This window comes from Flavobacterium sp. FlaQc-49, from assembly GCF_044005985.1.
Lineage (GTDB): Bacteria > Bacteroidota > Bacteroidia > Flavobacteriales > Flavobacteriaceae > Flavobacterium > Flavobacterium cupriresistens.
In genome coordinates, this window is the sequence record NZ_JBIPCS010000002.1 from 395,650 (window position 1) to 411,809 (window position 16,160).

At 34.8% G+C, this 16,160-nt stretch carries 13 protein-coding genes; 5 read left to right on the plus strand and 8 right to left on the minus strand.

Features of this window, described 5'->3' with window-relative positions; all coding sequences use genetic code 11:
- Window positions 1-6 precede the first annotated feature (6 nt).
- Window positions 7-1,314, plus strand: a complete 1,308-nt coding sequence (locus tag ACHRV3_RS04945; protein WP_395433528.1) for an amidohydrolase family protein — start codon at window positions 7-9, stop codon at window positions 1,312-1,314.
- Window positions 1,315-1,369: 55 nt separating this feature from the next.
- On the opposite strand, the gene ACHRV3_RS04950 is transcribed toward ACHRV3_RS04945, so the two are convergent.
- Both ACHRV3_RS04950 and ACHRV3_RS04955 read right to left on the minus strand, forming a co-directional pair.
- Window positions 1,370-1,585 (minus strand): TOTE conflict system archaeo-eukaryotic primase domain-containing protein, encoded by a 216-nt coding sequence (locus ACHRV3_RS04950; RefSeq protein ID WP_395433529.1) that lies wholly within the window; start codon window positions 1,583-1,585, stop codon window positions 1,370-1,372.
- 255 nt (window positions 1,586-1,840) lie between these two features.
- A complete protein-coding gene (locus tag ACHRV3_RS04955) occupies window positions 1,841-2,590 on the minus strand; it encodes a YhcG family protein (RefSeq protein WP_395433530.1) in 750 nt (249 codons plus the stop codon).
- A gap of 363 nt (window positions 2,591-2,953) precedes the next feature.
- Between ACHRV3_RS04955 and ACHRV3_RS04960 the strand changes: the two genes are divergently transcribed.
- On the plus strand, window positions 2,954-4,270 hold the full coding sequence (locus ACHRV3_RS04960; protein WP_395433531.1) for an ammonium transporter: 1,317 nt from the start codon (window positions 2,954-2,956) through the stop codon (window positions 4,268-4,270).
- A 120-nt stretch (window positions 4,271-4,390) separates the two neighbouring features.
- On the opposite strand, the gene ACHRV3_RS04965 is transcribed toward ACHRV3_RS04960, so the two are convergent.
- The 3 genes from ACHRV3_RS04965 to ACHRV3_RS04975 form a co-directional block, all read right to left on the minus strand.
- The gene (locus ACHRV3_RS04965) at window positions 4,391-6,484 is read right to left on the minus strand and encodes a cytochrome c biogenesis protein CcdA (protein ID WP_395433532.1); all 2,094 of its coding nucleotides are present in this window, start codon (window positions 6,482-6,484) and stop codon (window positions 4,391-4,393) included.
- The gene (tilS, locus tag ACHRV3_RS04970) at window positions 6,484-7,794 is read right to left on the minus strand and encodes a tRNA lysidine(34) synthetase TilS (RefSeq protein WP_395433533.1); all 1,311 of its coding nucleotides are present in this window, start codon (window positions 7,792-7,794) and stop codon (window positions 6,484-6,486) included. Before tilS ends, ACHRV3_RS04965 begins: the two co-directional genes overlap by 1 nt.
- A 534-nt stretch (window positions 7,795-8,328) precedes the next feature.
- A complete protein-coding gene (locus ACHRV3_RS04975) occupies window positions 8,329-9,615 on the minus strand; it encodes an anthranilate synthase component I family protein (protein ID WP_395433535.1) in 1,287 nt (428 codons plus the stop codon).
- A 187-nt stretch (window positions 9,616-9,802) separates the two neighbouring features.
- Here ACHRV3_RS04975 and ACHRV3_RS04980 point away from each other — a divergent pair, with 187 nt between their 5' ends.
- A complete protein-coding gene (locus ACHRV3_RS04980) occupies window positions 9,803-10,705 on the plus strand; it encodes a DUF4349 domain-containing protein (protein WP_395433537.1) in 903 nt (300 codons plus the stop codon).
- Between the two features lie 205 nt (window positions 10,706-10,910).
- Window positions 10,911-11,285: a DoxX family membrane protein gene (locus tag ACHRV3_RS04985; RefSeq protein ID WP_047778248.1), complete on the plus strand. Its 375-nt coding sequence runs from the start codon at window positions 10,911-10,913 to the stop codon at window positions 11,283-11,285.
- Window positions 11,286-11,734: 449 nt separating this feature from the next.
- Here ACHRV3_RS04985 and lpdA read toward each other — a convergent pair whose 3' ends face one another.
- The 3 genes from lpdA to ACHRV3_RS05000 all read right to left on the minus strand — a co-directional run bounded on the left by lpdA (window position 11,735) and on the right by ACHRV3_RS05000 (window position 14,569).
- Window positions 11,735-13,138 (minus strand): dihydrolipoyl dehydrogenase, encoded by a 1,404-nt coding sequence (gene lpdA / locus ACHRV3_RS04990; protein WP_047778247.1) that lies wholly within the window; start codon window positions 13,136-13,138, stop codon window positions 11,735-11,737.
- Between the two features lie 356 nt (window positions 13,139-13,494).
- Window positions 13,495-13,848: a hypothetical protein gene (locus ACHRV3_RS04995; protein WP_395433539.1), complete on the minus strand. Its 354-nt coding sequence runs from the start codon at window positions 13,846-13,848 to the stop codon at window positions 13,495-13,497.
- 262 nt (window positions 13,849-14,110) lie between these two features.
- A complete protein-coding gene (locus tag ACHRV3_RS05000) occupies window positions 14,111-14,569 on the minus strand; it encodes an Lrp/AsnC family transcriptional regulator (RefSeq protein WP_047778239.1) in 459 nt (152 codons plus the stop codon).
- 247 nt (window positions 14,570-14,816) lie between these two features.
- Here ACHRV3_RS05000 and ACHRV3_RS05005 point away from each other — a divergent pair, with 247 nt between their 5' ends.
- A complete protein-coding gene (locus tag ACHRV3_RS05005) occupies window positions 14,817-16,019 on the plus strand; it encodes an aminotransferase class I/II-fold pyridoxal phosphate-dependent enzyme (RefSeq protein ID WP_395433540.1) in 1,203 nt (400 codons plus the stop codon).
- Window positions 16,020-16,160: the final 141 nt, after the last annotated feature.

Sequence of the window (16,160 nt, forward strand, 5' to 3'; positions counted from 1 at the left end):
GATAAAATGAAAAATAAAAACATCTATATATTGCTGCTCTTATTTTGTGCATCATTTCAAATAAAAGCACAGCAAATACCGGCACCAAAACAAACAAAATCAATTTTAATTTTAAACGCAACAGCACACTTGGGTGACGGAACCGTGATTCAAAACAGCGCTGTTGGATTTAAAGACGGCAAAATCACTTTAGTAGCAGATGCCACCACGATACGATTGGCTGCTGATGCCTACGACACTACGATCGATGCCAGTGGCAAACATATCTATCCGGGCTTTATCGCTCCAAACTCTACTTTGGGTTTAGTAGAAATTGATGCGGTAAAATCTTCCGATGATATGGAAGAAATTGGAAGTTTTAACCCGAATGTAAGAAGTATTATTGCTTATAATTCAGAATCAAAAGTGGTTGAAACCGTACGTCCAAACGGTGTTTTAATAGCGCAGATAACGCCACGAGGAGGTACCATATCAGGTACTTCTTCTGTTGTTCAATTAGACGCATGGAGTTGGCAAGATGCTATTCTAAAAGAAAATGACGGAATCCATCTTAATTTCCCTTTCAGTTTTAAAAGATCGGGATCCTGGTTTGAACCGGGCGTAATTGAACCTAACAAAGACTATCCAAAACAAGTTGAAGAGATAAATGCTTTTTTGGTCAATGCTAAAGCTTACAATCAAACTGCTGCAAAAGAAAGAAATGTAGTTTTAGAAGCTACCAAAGCTCTTTTTGAGGGTACACAAACGCTTTACATACATGCGGATGAAGAGAAACAAATTATAGACGCCATACAACTTGCCCTTAACAACCAAATTAACAAGATTGTTATTGTGGGTGGATTTGAAGCTTATAAATCAGCCGATTTATTGAAAAAACATAATGTTGGTGTATTACTAAGACGTGTTCATGACATGCCGACAAACGACGATCAGGATGTAAACCTGCCTTATAAAATGGCTAAGATCCTAACAGACAAAGGCATTATTGTTGGTCTTGAAAACAGCGGTGATCACGAACGTATGAGTGTACGAAATCTGCCTTTCCTGGCAGGAACCTGTGCTGCTTTTGGTTTAGATAAAGAGAAAGCTTTACAGTTGATAACTTCAAATACAGCCAAGTTATTAGGCATTGAATCTACCTGTGGCACTCTAGAAACAGGTAAAGATGCAACGTTATTTATTTCTGAAGGTGATGCTTTAGATATGAGAACAAACAAACTGACAGCTGCTTTTATTCAGGGAAGAACAATTAATTTGGAAACGTTTCAAACCAAATTGAATGATAAATTTAAAGCGAAATTCAATCAGAAATAATTAGATTAACTCTAATCAGTTTAGGCGCCAATTGAGAAATCAGTTGGCGCTTTTTTTAATTAAAAGTTTTCGGTAAAAAGCCGTATTGATAGGCAGGCATATAACCTGATTTTTCCCAACGAATGGAAAATACGTCTTCACTACCTTTGAATAAGGAACGGAACTGATTGATGTCGTTGGGAGTAAACTCATTCATCATTACTAATTTTCTTCTTTGTGGTTTATCTACTACTCTTCTAAATCTTGGTTGGGTCTCGACAGTTTTCTCCAAATGCTGTGAGCTAACTCTATTTCCTTTATTTGTCAAGATTTGTCAAGCCGTAATGTTGTTTTAAGATTACTTCGTTAATGATTTTTATAATTTCTTCAATGTCCGTTTTATTACCAATATTTGCTAAATCCCTCTGAAATATTCTGATGGGTCGTGAGTATTAATATATTTAAATGTCTTTTTAATTCATTTTAATCGCTATCCTTCTCTTCAAAACTCTCCAGCTCTTTATTTACCTCATCCAAAAGCTGTTTTTCAGTTGGCAGGTAAAGTGTATACTGGCTTGGTAATAATTTGTTTTTGCTCTTCTGGTAGTGTGAATTTCACTACTGCATCGTTTTTATTTGCGCAGAGTAAAATACCAATGGTTGGGTTTTCGTGAGGTAATATTTCTATGCGGTCATAATAATTCACATACATCTGCAATTGACCAATATCTTGATGCGTTAGTTTATGTGTTTTGATTTCAATAATTACAAAACATTGCAAAAGGCGATTGTAAAATACCAAGTCTACAAAAAACTCATCGCCATCAATATGTATTCTTTTCTGCCTTGCTACAAAAGAAAACCCGTTACCCAATTCCAATAAAAAGTCTTGCAAATGTGTAATAATGGCACTTTCCAAGTCCTTTTCGTAGTATGACGCTTCTCTTTTTAACCCCAAAAACTCCAAATACATCGGGTCTTTAATAATTTCTTTAGCATCGGAAGGTTGTTTTTCATTTTGGGCTACTGCCAATACATTTTCTTTATCATTACTCAATAAAAGGCGCTCATACAAACTGCTATAAATTTGCCTTTCCAACTGCCTTACTGTCCAATTATTCTTTACCGTTTCGGCAATATAAAAAGCTATTTTATCTTGATTATCAATCCTTATGAGTAATTTATATTGGCTCCAACTCAATTGCGAATACAGTGTATTCGTAATTGGGAAATTGCGATAAAACTGCCGAAACAGTTCCAATTCCTTACATCTTCCTGCTTTTAACTGCAATACCAAAAAACGAAAAACAATTGTAAATCCTTTATTTGCAACTGTTTTACCTGTTATATATCTTTGATGTGTTTTATCTAATACTTTATTTAAAAAAAATCATTTTTACAGAAAAACTATTAAAGATTTCTACGCAAAAAGATTTATAGTCAGATTATTTCTCTCATTTTATGTTAAGATCACCTCAATATACCTCATTTCGCAGCTTTCAAATTAACAAATTGAAAATTTAACCACCTCATAAAGATTATACACTAAAAAACAGGGGGTCAAAATAAAAAATTAGCAAAAATAAAGAGCATGACCCTATTTTTTATACGGGTATTGAATCATTTTATATTTTTATAAAAAATTTAAAACGAATTAACTATGCGAAAAATTATTTTAAGTGTGATTCTTATCACTATTTTAGTACTAACCTTTGTCTCGAATTTTATTCTATCAGATAACCCAATTCCTGCTGAAGCTGTAAAGTTTGATACAGGAGATACAGCCTGGATGATTGTAGCAACTGCCTTTGTATTGCTTATGACACCGGGATTAGGATTTTTCTACGGAGGTATGGTCGGTAAGAAAAACGTAATCAGCACCATGCTACAAAGTTTTATGGCCATGGTTATTGTTACTCTCCTATGGGTATTCGTTGCTTTTGGACTGGCATTTGGGCCAACTATTGGAGGAATTATCGGTGATCCAATGCCTAATTTATTCTTTCAGGGGGTTGGTACTAATACCGCATGGAGTCTTGCTCCTACGATTCCTTTTATGTTATTCGCATTATTTCAGGCTAAGTTTGCCATCATAACCCCTGCTTTAATTACAGGTGCTTTTGCAGAACGCGTACGTTTCTGGGCTTACTTATTATTCATGGTTTTATTCATATTACTTATATATGCCCCATTGTGCCACATGACTTGGCACCCGGAAGGTATTTTCTTTAAGATGGGCGTATTAGATTTCGCCGGAGGAACAGTTGTACATATGAGTGCCGGTTGGGCTGCATTGGCCGGAGCTATCTTTTTAGGCAAAAGAAAAATTCAAAAAGTAAATCCTGCAAGAATTACCTATGTATTATTAGGGACCGGTTTATTGTGGTTTGGATGGTTTGGTTTTAATGCCGGTTCTGCTTTAGGTGCAAACGGGTTAGCAGTACAGGCTTTAGGAACCACAACTGTCGCTGCTGCTGCTGCCGCAATGGCTTGGGTTTTCCTTGACAAAATTCTGGGTCATAAATTATCTGCTTTAGGAGCTTGTATCGGAGCTGTGGTAGGACTTGTTGCCATTACACCTGCTGCCGGTTTTGTAAGCATTCCGCATGCTATCTTTATTGGTCTTTTTGCTGCTATTGTGAGTAACCTTGTTGTCAGCAAATTTCCTAAAGGTAAAATCGATGATGCACTGGATGTTTTTGCCTGCCACGGTGTAGGTGGTATGGTAGGAATGTTGCTAACCGGAGTTTTTGCTTCTAAAGCCATCAACCCTGCTGTTGGAGATAATCAGGGCTTAATTTTCGGTTCACCTACCTTGTTCATAAACCAATTAACTGCTTTAATAGTAGTTTCGCTTTTTGCTTTTGTAGGTTCATATGTACTATTTTTCGTTGTAAATAAAATCACTCCGCTAAGAGTTACAGAAGAAAAAGAAGAACTAGGTTTGGACATCTCTCAACACGGAGAATTTTTATAACAATTAATCCCTTCATTTTCCTAAACAAAAAATCCCTCTAGGTTTTAAACCAGAGGGATTTTTATTTTGAATTAATTCAACCTAATACTATATTTTCCTGTTCTCAGAACAAACAAACTCTTATTTAAAATTAGCGATTCCTTCTTTTAACCAATTCAGATACTCATCGGCCCCCACATAACTAATAGTTGGTTTATCATTATGTAAATTTTTACCATTTAAATCTGTAATAATATATAATGGCTGTGTATTGGTTTTATACTTTGAGATCATAAAATCGGTCCATTTATCACCAACTGTAATGATTTCATCACCTGAAGCTGTTGTAAACTGTTCTTCTTTCGGTAATTCTCTTTTATCATCAACATAAAGAGAGATCAGAACGACATCATTTTTTAAGATTGGCAAAATTCTTTCATCAGACCAAACATTGTTTTCCATTTTTCGGCAATTTACACAAGCATAACCGGTGAAATCAAGCATTATAGGTTTGTTAACCGATTTTGCAAACGCCAATCCATCCTCGTAATCGTGAAAAACCATGATGCCATGAGGTCCCAATTCGGCTCCTTCCGGTAATCCTTCTTCCGATCCTGCATTAGAACCTGCTGATCCTCCAACACCAAATGGACTTTCACTATACTGTGGAGGTGGTGGAAACGCACTAATTAATTTTAAAGGCGCACCCCAAAGACCCGGAATTAAATAAAATGTAAATACCAAGGTAAGCAATCCTAAATACAATCTTCCTACTGAAATATGCTGTAATGGACTATCGTGAGGTAAAGTAATTTTTCCAAACAAATACAAAGTCAATGCTCCAAAAATGGCGATCCAGATTGCGATAAAAACTTCTCTTTCCAAGAAATGCAGCTGTAAAACTAAATCGGCATTTGATAAAAACTTAAAAGCCAAAGCCAATTCTAAAAATCCTAAAACCACTTTTACCGTATTCAACCATCCACCCGATTTTGGCAATGAATTTAACCAACCCGGGAACATCGCAAAAAGCATAAAAGGTAACGCTAAAGCTAACGAAAATCCTAACATCCCGACAATTGGAGCAATTCCTCCATTTGAAGCTGCTTCTACTAATAAGGTCCCAACAATTGGTCCTGTACAAGAAAAAGAAACAATTGCCAGAGCCAATGCCATGAACAATATTCCGATTAATCCTCCTCTGTCGGCTTGCTGATCGGCTTTATTTGCCCATGAATTTGGCAACATAATTTCAAAAGCTCCTAAGAAAGAAGTAGCAAATACAATAAGGATAACGAAGAATATCAAATTAAACCAAACATCTGTAGACAACGCATTTAATGCATCAGCTCCAAATATTTTAGTTACAATTAAACCTAAAATAACATAGATCGCAATAATTGAAATACCGTAAATAATAGCATTTCGAATCCCTTTTGCTCTACTTTTACTCTGTTTTGTAAAGAAACTCACTGTCATCGGAATCATTGGAAAAACACAAGGCGTTAACAATGCTGCGAAACCTGATAAAAATGCGATGAAAAAGATAGACCACAAACTTCTTTTCGAAGCCGGAGCTGGCATTTCTGCTTTTTCTGTTATTGAAGTAACTTCTGTTTTTACGTTTTCTGTTGCAGGTGCCACTACCTCTTTTGTTAAGGTATCAACAGCCAATCCCGCGTTTTTAGTTTCATCCAATTTTGATTCCGATACTGTCGCAACTGCCTCCATTTTAAAGGATGCCGGAATTACAATTGAGAACTTTTTACTGGAATTGATACAAACTTCTTTACAAACCTGAAAGTCAAAGTCAACATCAACGGTCTTTAAATCCGGATTTGTAATTGTGATTTCCTGTTCGATATGTGCCTTCCCTTCAAAGAAAGTTTCATTCACACCAAAAATATCATTAAAAGCCGTTTTGGTTTTACCCTCTTTGGCTTTCCCAACTAAAGTATAATTCCCTTTTTGATTTTTAAACGCAATTTCCAACGGAAGCGGGCCTCCATCTGGCGTAAATTGCGAATACATATGCCACTCTTTTTCTATCACACCATCAAAAATCAAAACCGCATTACTTCCTGATTTCTTTTCAATTTTAGCCGTCCATTTTACCGGTTCTAAAATTTGAGCATTGCCTTTTGCAAAAGCAAAAATGAAAAATAACAAAAATACAATGGTTTTATGCCAACCATTTTTTGAGATAATCGTCTGATAAGATTGATTTGAGTTCATTATTGTAATTCTATTTTAAGTATTTTAGTAGTTGTGTTTTCAATTTTAAATCGTTCGTCCTGGCGGATTCCAACCACCCAGACAATCTGGTTGTCAGAACACAAAATCCATGTTTTTTCTTTTTCAAGCAGAGACAATTTTTCATCTTTAAAGAGCTTACTCACTTTCTTAGATTTACCCTGCATTCCAAAAGGATAGAAAAGATCTCCCTCATTCCATTTACGTAAAATCAAAGGAAACCGGATTTTTTCGACAGCAACAAATATAGCCTTATTTGAATCTATAGTAATGTCATCTACCTGACAAAGCCTTAATTTTAAGGGAAAATTAACGTCTGTATCTGTTTCATTAATTATATATTCCTCATTTTCATCCTCTTCTAAAATCGGGGATAAAATCAATGTGTTTCTGTTTTTCAACAAGCGAAATTCCGCTGCAAAAACTTGCTTTCCGGATTGACCGTCAACTAAGTCGTAAATATCATTCCAGGCAACAAATCCAAATTCATTCAACCATTGGTACAGATACGATTTATAATTGGGCAACTTTTTAAGCTGAACTAAATCAAAATGAATATCATCCTCCATTTCTTTGGCCACCTGTTGGTAAATCATGATCGAAGCGTCTTCAACCATCACCTGTGCTTCCTGCAAATAAGACTGTGTTTTTTGAAAAGCATTCAAAAAATTAGGATTGATTTCTTTTAAAATCGGAACTAAATCATGGCGAATTTTATTTCTGAGGTATTTATTAGAGGCATTACTGCTGTCTTCTCTCCATTGGATATTATTTTCCTGAGCATACTTCAAGATTTCCTCTCTTGAAAAAGGCAAAAGCGGACGAATAATTTTATCATTTTCTTCCGGTATTCCGGTTAATCCATCCAATCCCGTACCTCTTGCTAAGTTGATAATAAAAGTCTCCAGATTATCATCGGCATGGTGCGCTGTTAGAATATAATCGAAATTTTCGGTTTCTAAAAGCTCATAAAACCAACTGTAGCGCAACTCACGAGCCGCAACCTGAGTCGAAAGTTTATAGTCTTTCGCAAAAGCCTCCGTATCAAACTGTGTTATAAAAATAGGGATTTTATTTGTGTCGCAATACTCCTGAATGAAATTCTGATCGCCAAAACTTTCTAAGCCACGAAGTTGGAAATTACAATGCAAAACCGCAATTTCATATGGTAATTGTTTGAGCAAATGCAGTAAAACCATACTGTCTAAACCTCCACTAACGGCAAGAAAGAGCTTTTTATTTTCTAAAAAAGAAAATCTGGAAGCGACATGATTTTGAAACTTTGAAAGCATTCGATAAAGATAAAGATTAAAATTTTATTAATTTTCAAATGAAATGTTAAGCGCGATAAAAATATTTACTTTCGTTCAAACGACAGATAAAAAAACAGGTGAAGCAAGCTATAAGAATTACTTTTTACACAGATTAGTTTTTTTTGCCACAGATTAAATAGATTTACACTGATTTTTTTAATCTTTTTAATCCTCCTAATCTTTGGCTATATTTTTTGACACGAATTTCACGAATTGGCACGAATTATTTTTTCTGCCACTGATTAAAGAGATTCACACTGATTTTTAATCTCCTAATCCTTTAATCTGTGGCTATATTTTTCTGGCAACGAATTCCACGAATTGGTACGAATCATTTTTTTGCCACTGATTAAAAAGATTCACACTCATTTTTAATCTTTTTAATCCTCTTAATCTGTGGCTATATTTTTCTAGTCACGAATTTCACGAATTGGCACGAATCATTTTTTTTTAAATTAGCAAACAACAAAACATTAATTAGTGAAAATTAGTGTAATTCGTGGCAACTCATTTTTATTGCAAAACCTCATGCATCGCCTTAGCTTTCAGCAAACATTCCTCATATTCTTTCTCTGGAACGGATTGTGACGTAATAGCACTTCCAACAGAAAACGAAACATACTTATTTTCCTGATTGTACAAAATACTTCTAATAACGACATTAAAATCAAAATCACCCGAAGGTGTAAAATATCCAACGGCACCACTGTACAAACCACGCTTGGTTTCTTCCAGATTTTCAATAATTTTCATTACAGAAATCTTTGGCGCTCCCGTCATACTTCCCATTGGAAAAGTGGTTTTTAAGACATCAATTGGGGTATATTGGGCATCTAGTTTTGATGTTATAGTCGAAATCATCTGATGCACTTGTAAAAACGAATAAATAGCACAAAGCTCTGTAACTTCAACGGAACCTTTCTGGGCAGTATGCGACAAATCATTTCGAACCAAATCGGTAATCATGATATTTTCGGCACGCTCTTTTGCATCTTTCCTAAGGTACTCCTTTGATTTTTCGTCTTCTGTAAAATCTGAAAAGCGTCTTGAAGTTCCTTTTATGGGTTGAGATAATAATGTATCTCCAACTTTTTTCAGATACCGTTCAGGTGATGCAGAAAGCAAAAACTGCTTATCGTTTTTAAAGAAAACCGAAAAAGGCGCTTGCGAAATCTCATTCAACTTTTGAAATTTCTCTATAGGATTTATAATGGCATTCTCAGCAAAAAATTCCATGCAAAAATTAGCTTCGTACATATCACCTACGTGAATGTGCTCCAGCATTTTTGTCACTTTTTCGACATAAGATTCTTTTGAAATTCGTTGCTGTACTTCGATTGCGCCCAGTGTCTCAAATGATTGAGAATGACTGTTCGTAATTTCTTCAAAATCAAATTCAACCTCATCATCACAAAGAAACAGGTATTGAATTTCAAGCTGATTTCCTTTCAATAAAAATATTTTTTTAGGTTGAAAAAAAAACAAATCCGGAAAATTCAATCCATCAAAATTGGACGACTTTAATCTCTCAATATTATTTTTTAAATCGTAAGCTAAATATCCAAAAAGCCAATCTTTCGTGGTCGATTGATATTGTTTCAAATCATCGAAAGCGTTATGAAAATCTGTTTTCACAGAAGTAAAAGCATCTACAGCAAGCAGACAATCAAAGCTTGAATATTCTTGTGGATAGGAATTACTGTCCAAAAAAATAACCTCACGGAATTGTTGCGACCAAATTAAAAGCTGTTGTTTAAGTTGCTCCGGATTGGCAATAGGTTTATGAATTGTAACTCTCAAAAGTGGTATAATTTAGACTTCAAAATTACGACAAAAAAAATCCTTCAATAAAATAATACCGGAAAAAATATTGGCATGCTTTTTAGTATACGAGATTAATACCAATCCTTAAAGCTGTTTCTAATAATAAAAACGGTTTACATCGTGTAAATCCATAACTAATCCTCTTTTAATCTTTTAATCCTTTATGAAAACAATTACAAAAGTAAGTTTAACTACACTGGCAACTGTTACATTGCTATATTCCTGCAAAAAAGCAGATGATGCATCACTCAACGATCAGACCGCAGATTATGCAACTGCAGTTGCAGACAGCGCCACAGTCTCTTCTTCCGCCGCAGTAGAAAAAAAAGACAGTAAGCAAAAGTTCATCAGAACCGCCGATATTAAATTTAAAGTCAAAAATGTTGCTAAATCAACTTATGCGATTGAAAATACAGTTCAGAAATTTGGAGGTTTTGTCACCTATACCAACTTACAAAGTAATATTCAGGAACAGATTAAAACCAAAATTAGTCAGGACAGCACTTTAGAAACTACAAAATATACGGTTGAAAACAATGTTACGATTCGTGTACCAAATACGCAATTGGATACCGTAATCAAGACCATAGCCAAACAAATTGATTTTCTGGACTCGAGAGTCATTAAAGCGGATGATGTTTCTTTAAAATTGTTATCCAATCAACTGGCACAGAAAAGAAATGTGGTAACCGAAAAAAGAGTCGCAAAAGCAATTGATACCAAAGGCAAAAAAATGACCGATATCATGCAGGCCGAAAATGCTTTAGCCACCCAAAAAGAAGCAAAAGACAATACTATAATTGACCAACTGTCGATGGAAGATCAAATCAACTTTAGCACCATTACGCTACAGCTTTATCAAAAGGAAACGACAAAACAGGAAATTACAGCCAGCGATAAAGACAGTAACGCTTACAAGCCAAACTTAGGCATTCAAATCATTGATTCTTTAAAAAATGGCTGGTACATTCTTGAAGCCATATTTGTCTTTATTCTTAATCTATGGCCTTTTATTCTGATGGGTTTTGGTGGCTTCTTCCTCTATAAAAAATACGTAAAGAAATAAGCTAAAAACTGTTAATTAAGCGACAATTTTATAAGAAAAAATTCGTTATATTTGATATAGCATTCTATTAATCTTAAAATAGATTGTTTTGATTGTAAAATCCTCAGTAAAATAAGGTTTAAAATTGATTTTCATTTTATACGAGAATTCAAATTATATCAAGCACATAATTATTTTTTTCAACCTCTTAAAAATCCTAAGTATTATGAAAATTGCTACTATTATTATTCGAGTTTTGATTGGCCTTTTATTGCTCTTTGCTTCAATCAGTTTTTTCTTTAAGCTGGCTCCTGAACCGGAAGTTACAGGAAATTTTAAAGCTTTTAATATGGGCTTAGTGGCCTCAACTTATTTATTGCCATTGGCAAAATCAGTAGAGTTGCTTTGTGGAATTGCTTTTTTAACGGGTCGTTTTGTAACATTGGCTAATATTCTAATCTTGCCAATTACAATCAATATTTTGTTTATTAATTATTTCATGGCTCCCGAAGGTTTGCCGATAGCAGGACTATTATTCTTAGCCAATTTATTTTTGATCTACAGATATTGGGATAACTACAAAACTGTTTTTACTCCTTAATTTATTACCAAACTAAAAAATAAACCCGACAGGTTTCAAAAACCTGTCGGGTTTATTTTTTACTACCTTAGTAAAAAGGACCAAAAAATGAGACTCTTAGCACCCCAACATCGTCTTTTTTGACAAATTTGGCTTTCCCGATACTTTGTTCCCACTTGTCTTTTTTGACATCATAGTCCCTGTTATCTTCTTTTATTGTATATGCTGTAACGAATTCTGCAGTTATAATAATTTTATTTTTTCTCTGTCAAAAATCAAATCCAAGAAATCTGGTTATTTTCCGGATATTTAATTTCGCTCTATTGAAGTTTCCAAAATCCTTATTTGAATAAAGATTGTACCAAGCAAAAGAATAATTTTCTCTTATAAAGTTACGAATCAATATTTTAAAAAACAAAAAAAACCGCCAGAATGTAAATTCTGACGGTCAAATATAATTTCGTACTAAATTATACGTGTAATGCTCTGTTATCTGTAGCCGCTAATGCTGCTTCTTTGATTGCCTCAGCAAAAGTTGGGTGTGCGTGACTCATTCTTGAAATGTCTTCAGCAGATGCTTTAAATTCCATTGCAGTAACTGCTTCAGCAATTAAATCAGCTGTACGGGCTCCAATCATGTGAACTCCTAAAACTTCATCTGTTTTGGCATCAGCAATGATTTTTACGAAACCGTCCAAATCTCCACTTGCTCTTGCACGTCCTAAAGCTTTAAATGGAAAACTTCCCACTTTATATGCTGTTCCTGAAGCTTTAACTTGCTCTTCTGTTTGTCCAACAGCAGCAACTTCCGGCCAAGTGTAAACAACACCAGGAATTAAGTTATAATCAATATGCGGTTTTTGACCTGCTAAGATTTCAGCAACCATAACACCTTCTTCTTCCGCTTTGTGCGCCAACATCGCTCCACGAACAACATCTCCGATTGCATAAATATTTGGAACATTTGTTTGTAAATGATCGTTTACTTCAACTTGTCCTCTGTCTGAAATTTTTACTCCGGCTTTGTCTGCGTTTAATCCATCTGTGTACGGACGACGACCAACAGAAACTAATGAATAATCTCCTTCAAGTGTAATAGTCTCTCCTTTTGCATTTTCAGCCTGAACCACAACAGCATCGCCGTTTCTTTCTACTGATTTTACTTTGTGAGAAACGTAGAATTTCATTCCTTGTTTTTTCAATACTTTAGTCAATTCTTTAGACAAAGCACCATCCATACCCGGAATAATTCTGTCCATGAATTCTACTACAGAAACCTGCGCTCCTAAACGTAAATAAACCTGTCCTAATTCGATACCGATAACTCCACCACCAATAATCACTAAGTGTTTTGGAACTTCTTTTAAAGCCAAAGCTTCAGTAGAAGTGATGATTCTTTCTTTATCAATTTTAATGAATGGCAAAGAAGACGGTTTAGAACCTGTTGCAATAACAGTATATTTTGCTTCAATAGTTTCAGAAGTTCCATCAGCTTTAGCAACCGCAATGTGTGTTGCATCAACGAATGAACCTAAACCATTAAAAACAGTAATTTTATTTTTATCCATTAGGTAGTTGATTCCACCTACGGTTTGATCTACAACTCCTTGTTTACGAGCGATCATTTTTTCTAAATTAACTTTTACATCTCCCGAAACTTCAATCCCGTGATCTGCAAAATGAGCAATCTCTGCATAATGATGCGAAGAAGATAATAATGCTTTTGATGGAATACAACCCACGTTAAGGCAAGTTCCTCCTAAAGAAGTATACTTTTCTACGATTGCTGTTTTGAAACCTAATTGTGCGCAACGAATTGCTGAAACATATCCTCCGGGACCTGAACCTATAATGACTACGTCAAATGAACTCATAGTATTTGATTTAAATTTTTTTAGCGGTTACAAAATTAAGGAATTAAGTTTTGTCTGAAGTTTAAATTACAATGTTTTTTGTGTGAAATTTGAGGGATGATTAACTGCAAGGGGCGCTAGGAGTTATGTGGAGGGGTGGTGTGTTTTTTTTTGTTTCGGGTTTCAGGTTTCAGGTTTCAAGTTTCAGGTTTCAGGTTTCAAGTTTCAGGTTTTTAAACTTTGTGTTTTACAATAAAAGTCTAAAACCTTAGAATCTTAAAAGACTTTGCCTCTTTGAACCTTTGTTGCTTTGCACCCAAAAACGTAGAACCTCACACTTATTCATAAACTAATTAAAAACAATTATATCAAGATTTTTAGGCTCTAGTCCGTTGAATCAACGATTTTCCAAATTTTATAAAATTAAATAATTTTTCCACTGCCCAACTAAGCTCATCTTGATTACAACAGTAATCCTTGATTTCACCCAGTTTATTATAATTTGAGATATTAAATCCTTCTTCAATATCATTATACCAAATAATTTTATCCCCACAGAGGGCTACTACCCAAAAACCTCCTCCTTCATCACCATAATCTTTCTCAGACCATTTTATTGGATCAAGTTTAATTGATTGCCAAAAATTCGACAACTCTTCACTCAAATCAGGTTCTGATTTTTGAATTTCACCACTAAGTTCATTAAATGATATTGGCTCCCACTCTTCCATAATCTGTATATTATTATCTTGATAAATACTGTCTATACCAATCTAAAAAATTCATAGGCATTTACTTTTAACGCAGAAACAAAATTTGGCTAAAGCCTTTTCCATGTCCTAATTTAAATCTCCAGCTAAAGCTGGAGGCAATTCATAAATAAAGCCCTGCGATATCAACAACTCGAAATCTTAGCAACTTAAAAAACCTTTAAACCTCTGACCCTTTACCCCTAAATCTTAGAACCTCAGCAACTCAGAACCTCAGCAACTTCTAAAAAGAAATCACCGTAGAATTCTTCACCTCACTAATCATAAACATACTCTGCGTACTTCCAATGTGCTGTAGTGAAGTCAGTTTGGTTACCAAAAACTCCCGATAGGCCTCCATGTCTTTTACAAGTACTTTCAAGATGTAATCATAATCACCGCTTACGTGATGGCATTCTAAAACTTCGTTGAGCTGAATAACTTCACTTTCGAATTTGGTTAAAAACTCTTTGGTGTGTTGAATCAGTTTCAAATGACAAAAAACTACAAACCCTTTTTCGATTCTGGATTTATCGACCAAAGCCACATAATTTTTAATAATCCCTTCGCGCTCTAACTTCTTGATGCGTTCATAAACCGCAGTTACCGAAAGATTGAGCTTTAAGGACAATTCTTTGGTTGTCTTTTTACTATCGGTTTGTAACAAAACCAATAGCTTTTTGTCTGTAGCGTCTAAAGTCATTTTTTGTAGGTTTTTAGGAATGAAAGAAAATCTATTGCAACTTCATTTATTAACCAAATTTAAACAAATAATCTACAAATAATCATAATTATAGTTTTAAAATCTAATTATAACAACAAGCATTGACTTATTTTCTAATATAGATTTATTTTGAAAAATAATTCCAATCGTAGGAATCAATTTCAAAGATCAATGTCAATGACAGATATCAATTTGAAAAAATAAAACTAACTTAAAAACAACTCTAATGAACGATTTTAATCCGGCAGACAAAATTCAGGATTTACAATATTTTGGTGAATTTGGTGGTGTCAATCCGTCCATTTCAGATTCTTCTACCTATACTTTTCTTTCCGCTAAAACCATGTTTGATACTTTTGAAGGCAACATGGAAGGCTGTTATTTATATTCCCGTCATTCATCGCCAAGTAATTTGTATCTGGACCAGGCTTTGGCTGCTATGGAAGGCACAGAAACAGCAAATGTCTCAGCTTCCGGAATGGGCGCCATTACACCTACTCTACTGCAATTATGTGGTGCGGGAGACCATATCGTTTCCAGCCGTACCATCTATGGCGGAACCTATGCTTTCCTTAAAAACTTCACACCTCGTTTTGGCATTGAAACGAGTTTTGTAGACATCACAAAATTAGATATTGTAGAAGCTGCCATCACCTCAAATACAAAAGTTTTGTATTGTGAGACCGTGAGCAATCCATTACTTGAAGTGGCTGATATTGCTGGTTTGGCAAAAATTGCTAAAAAACACAATTTAAAATTAGTTGTTGACAATACATTCTCACCACTATCTGTTTCACCTGCAAAATTGGGTGCCGATATTGTAATTCATAGTTTAACAAAATACATTAACGGAAGTAGTGATACTGTTGGTGGCGTCACTTGTGCTTCTAAAGAGTTTATTAACGCTTTGAAAAATGTAAACAGTGGAGCCAGCATGCTTTTGGGACCAACAATGGACAGCTTACGCTCTGCCAGTGTAATGAAAAATCTTAGAACGCTTCATATCCGTATCAAACAACACAGTCATAACGCTCATTTTTTAGCGGATCAGTTTGAAAAAGACGGCTTAAAAACAGTTTATCCGGGGCTAAAAAGTCACCCGAGTCATGCGCTATACAAAACAATGATCAATCCGGAATATGGTTTTGGAGGTATGATGACCATTGATGTCGGAACCTTAGAAAAAGCCAATGAACTGATGGAATTAATGCAAACCAGAAATTTAGGATACCTGGCAGTAAGTTTAGGTTTTTACAAAACACTTTTCAGTGCACCGGGAACTTCAACTTCCAGTGAAATTCCGTTAGAAGAGCAAGCGGAAATGGGATTAACGGATGGGTTAATTCGTTTTTCAATTGGTTTAGATAACGATATTCAGAGAACTTACGAAATGATGAAAGCTTGCATGGTCGAGCTTGGTATCTTATAAAAGCAAAACAATTCTTTATAAATAAATTTGCAAGATTTTTTTTTAGTTTGTTTAAATCCGCTGGAGATTCTTCTTTTAGCGGATTTTTTTTGTTGCCACGAATGGCGCGAATTTTCACGAATTAAGATTTAATAAATTCTT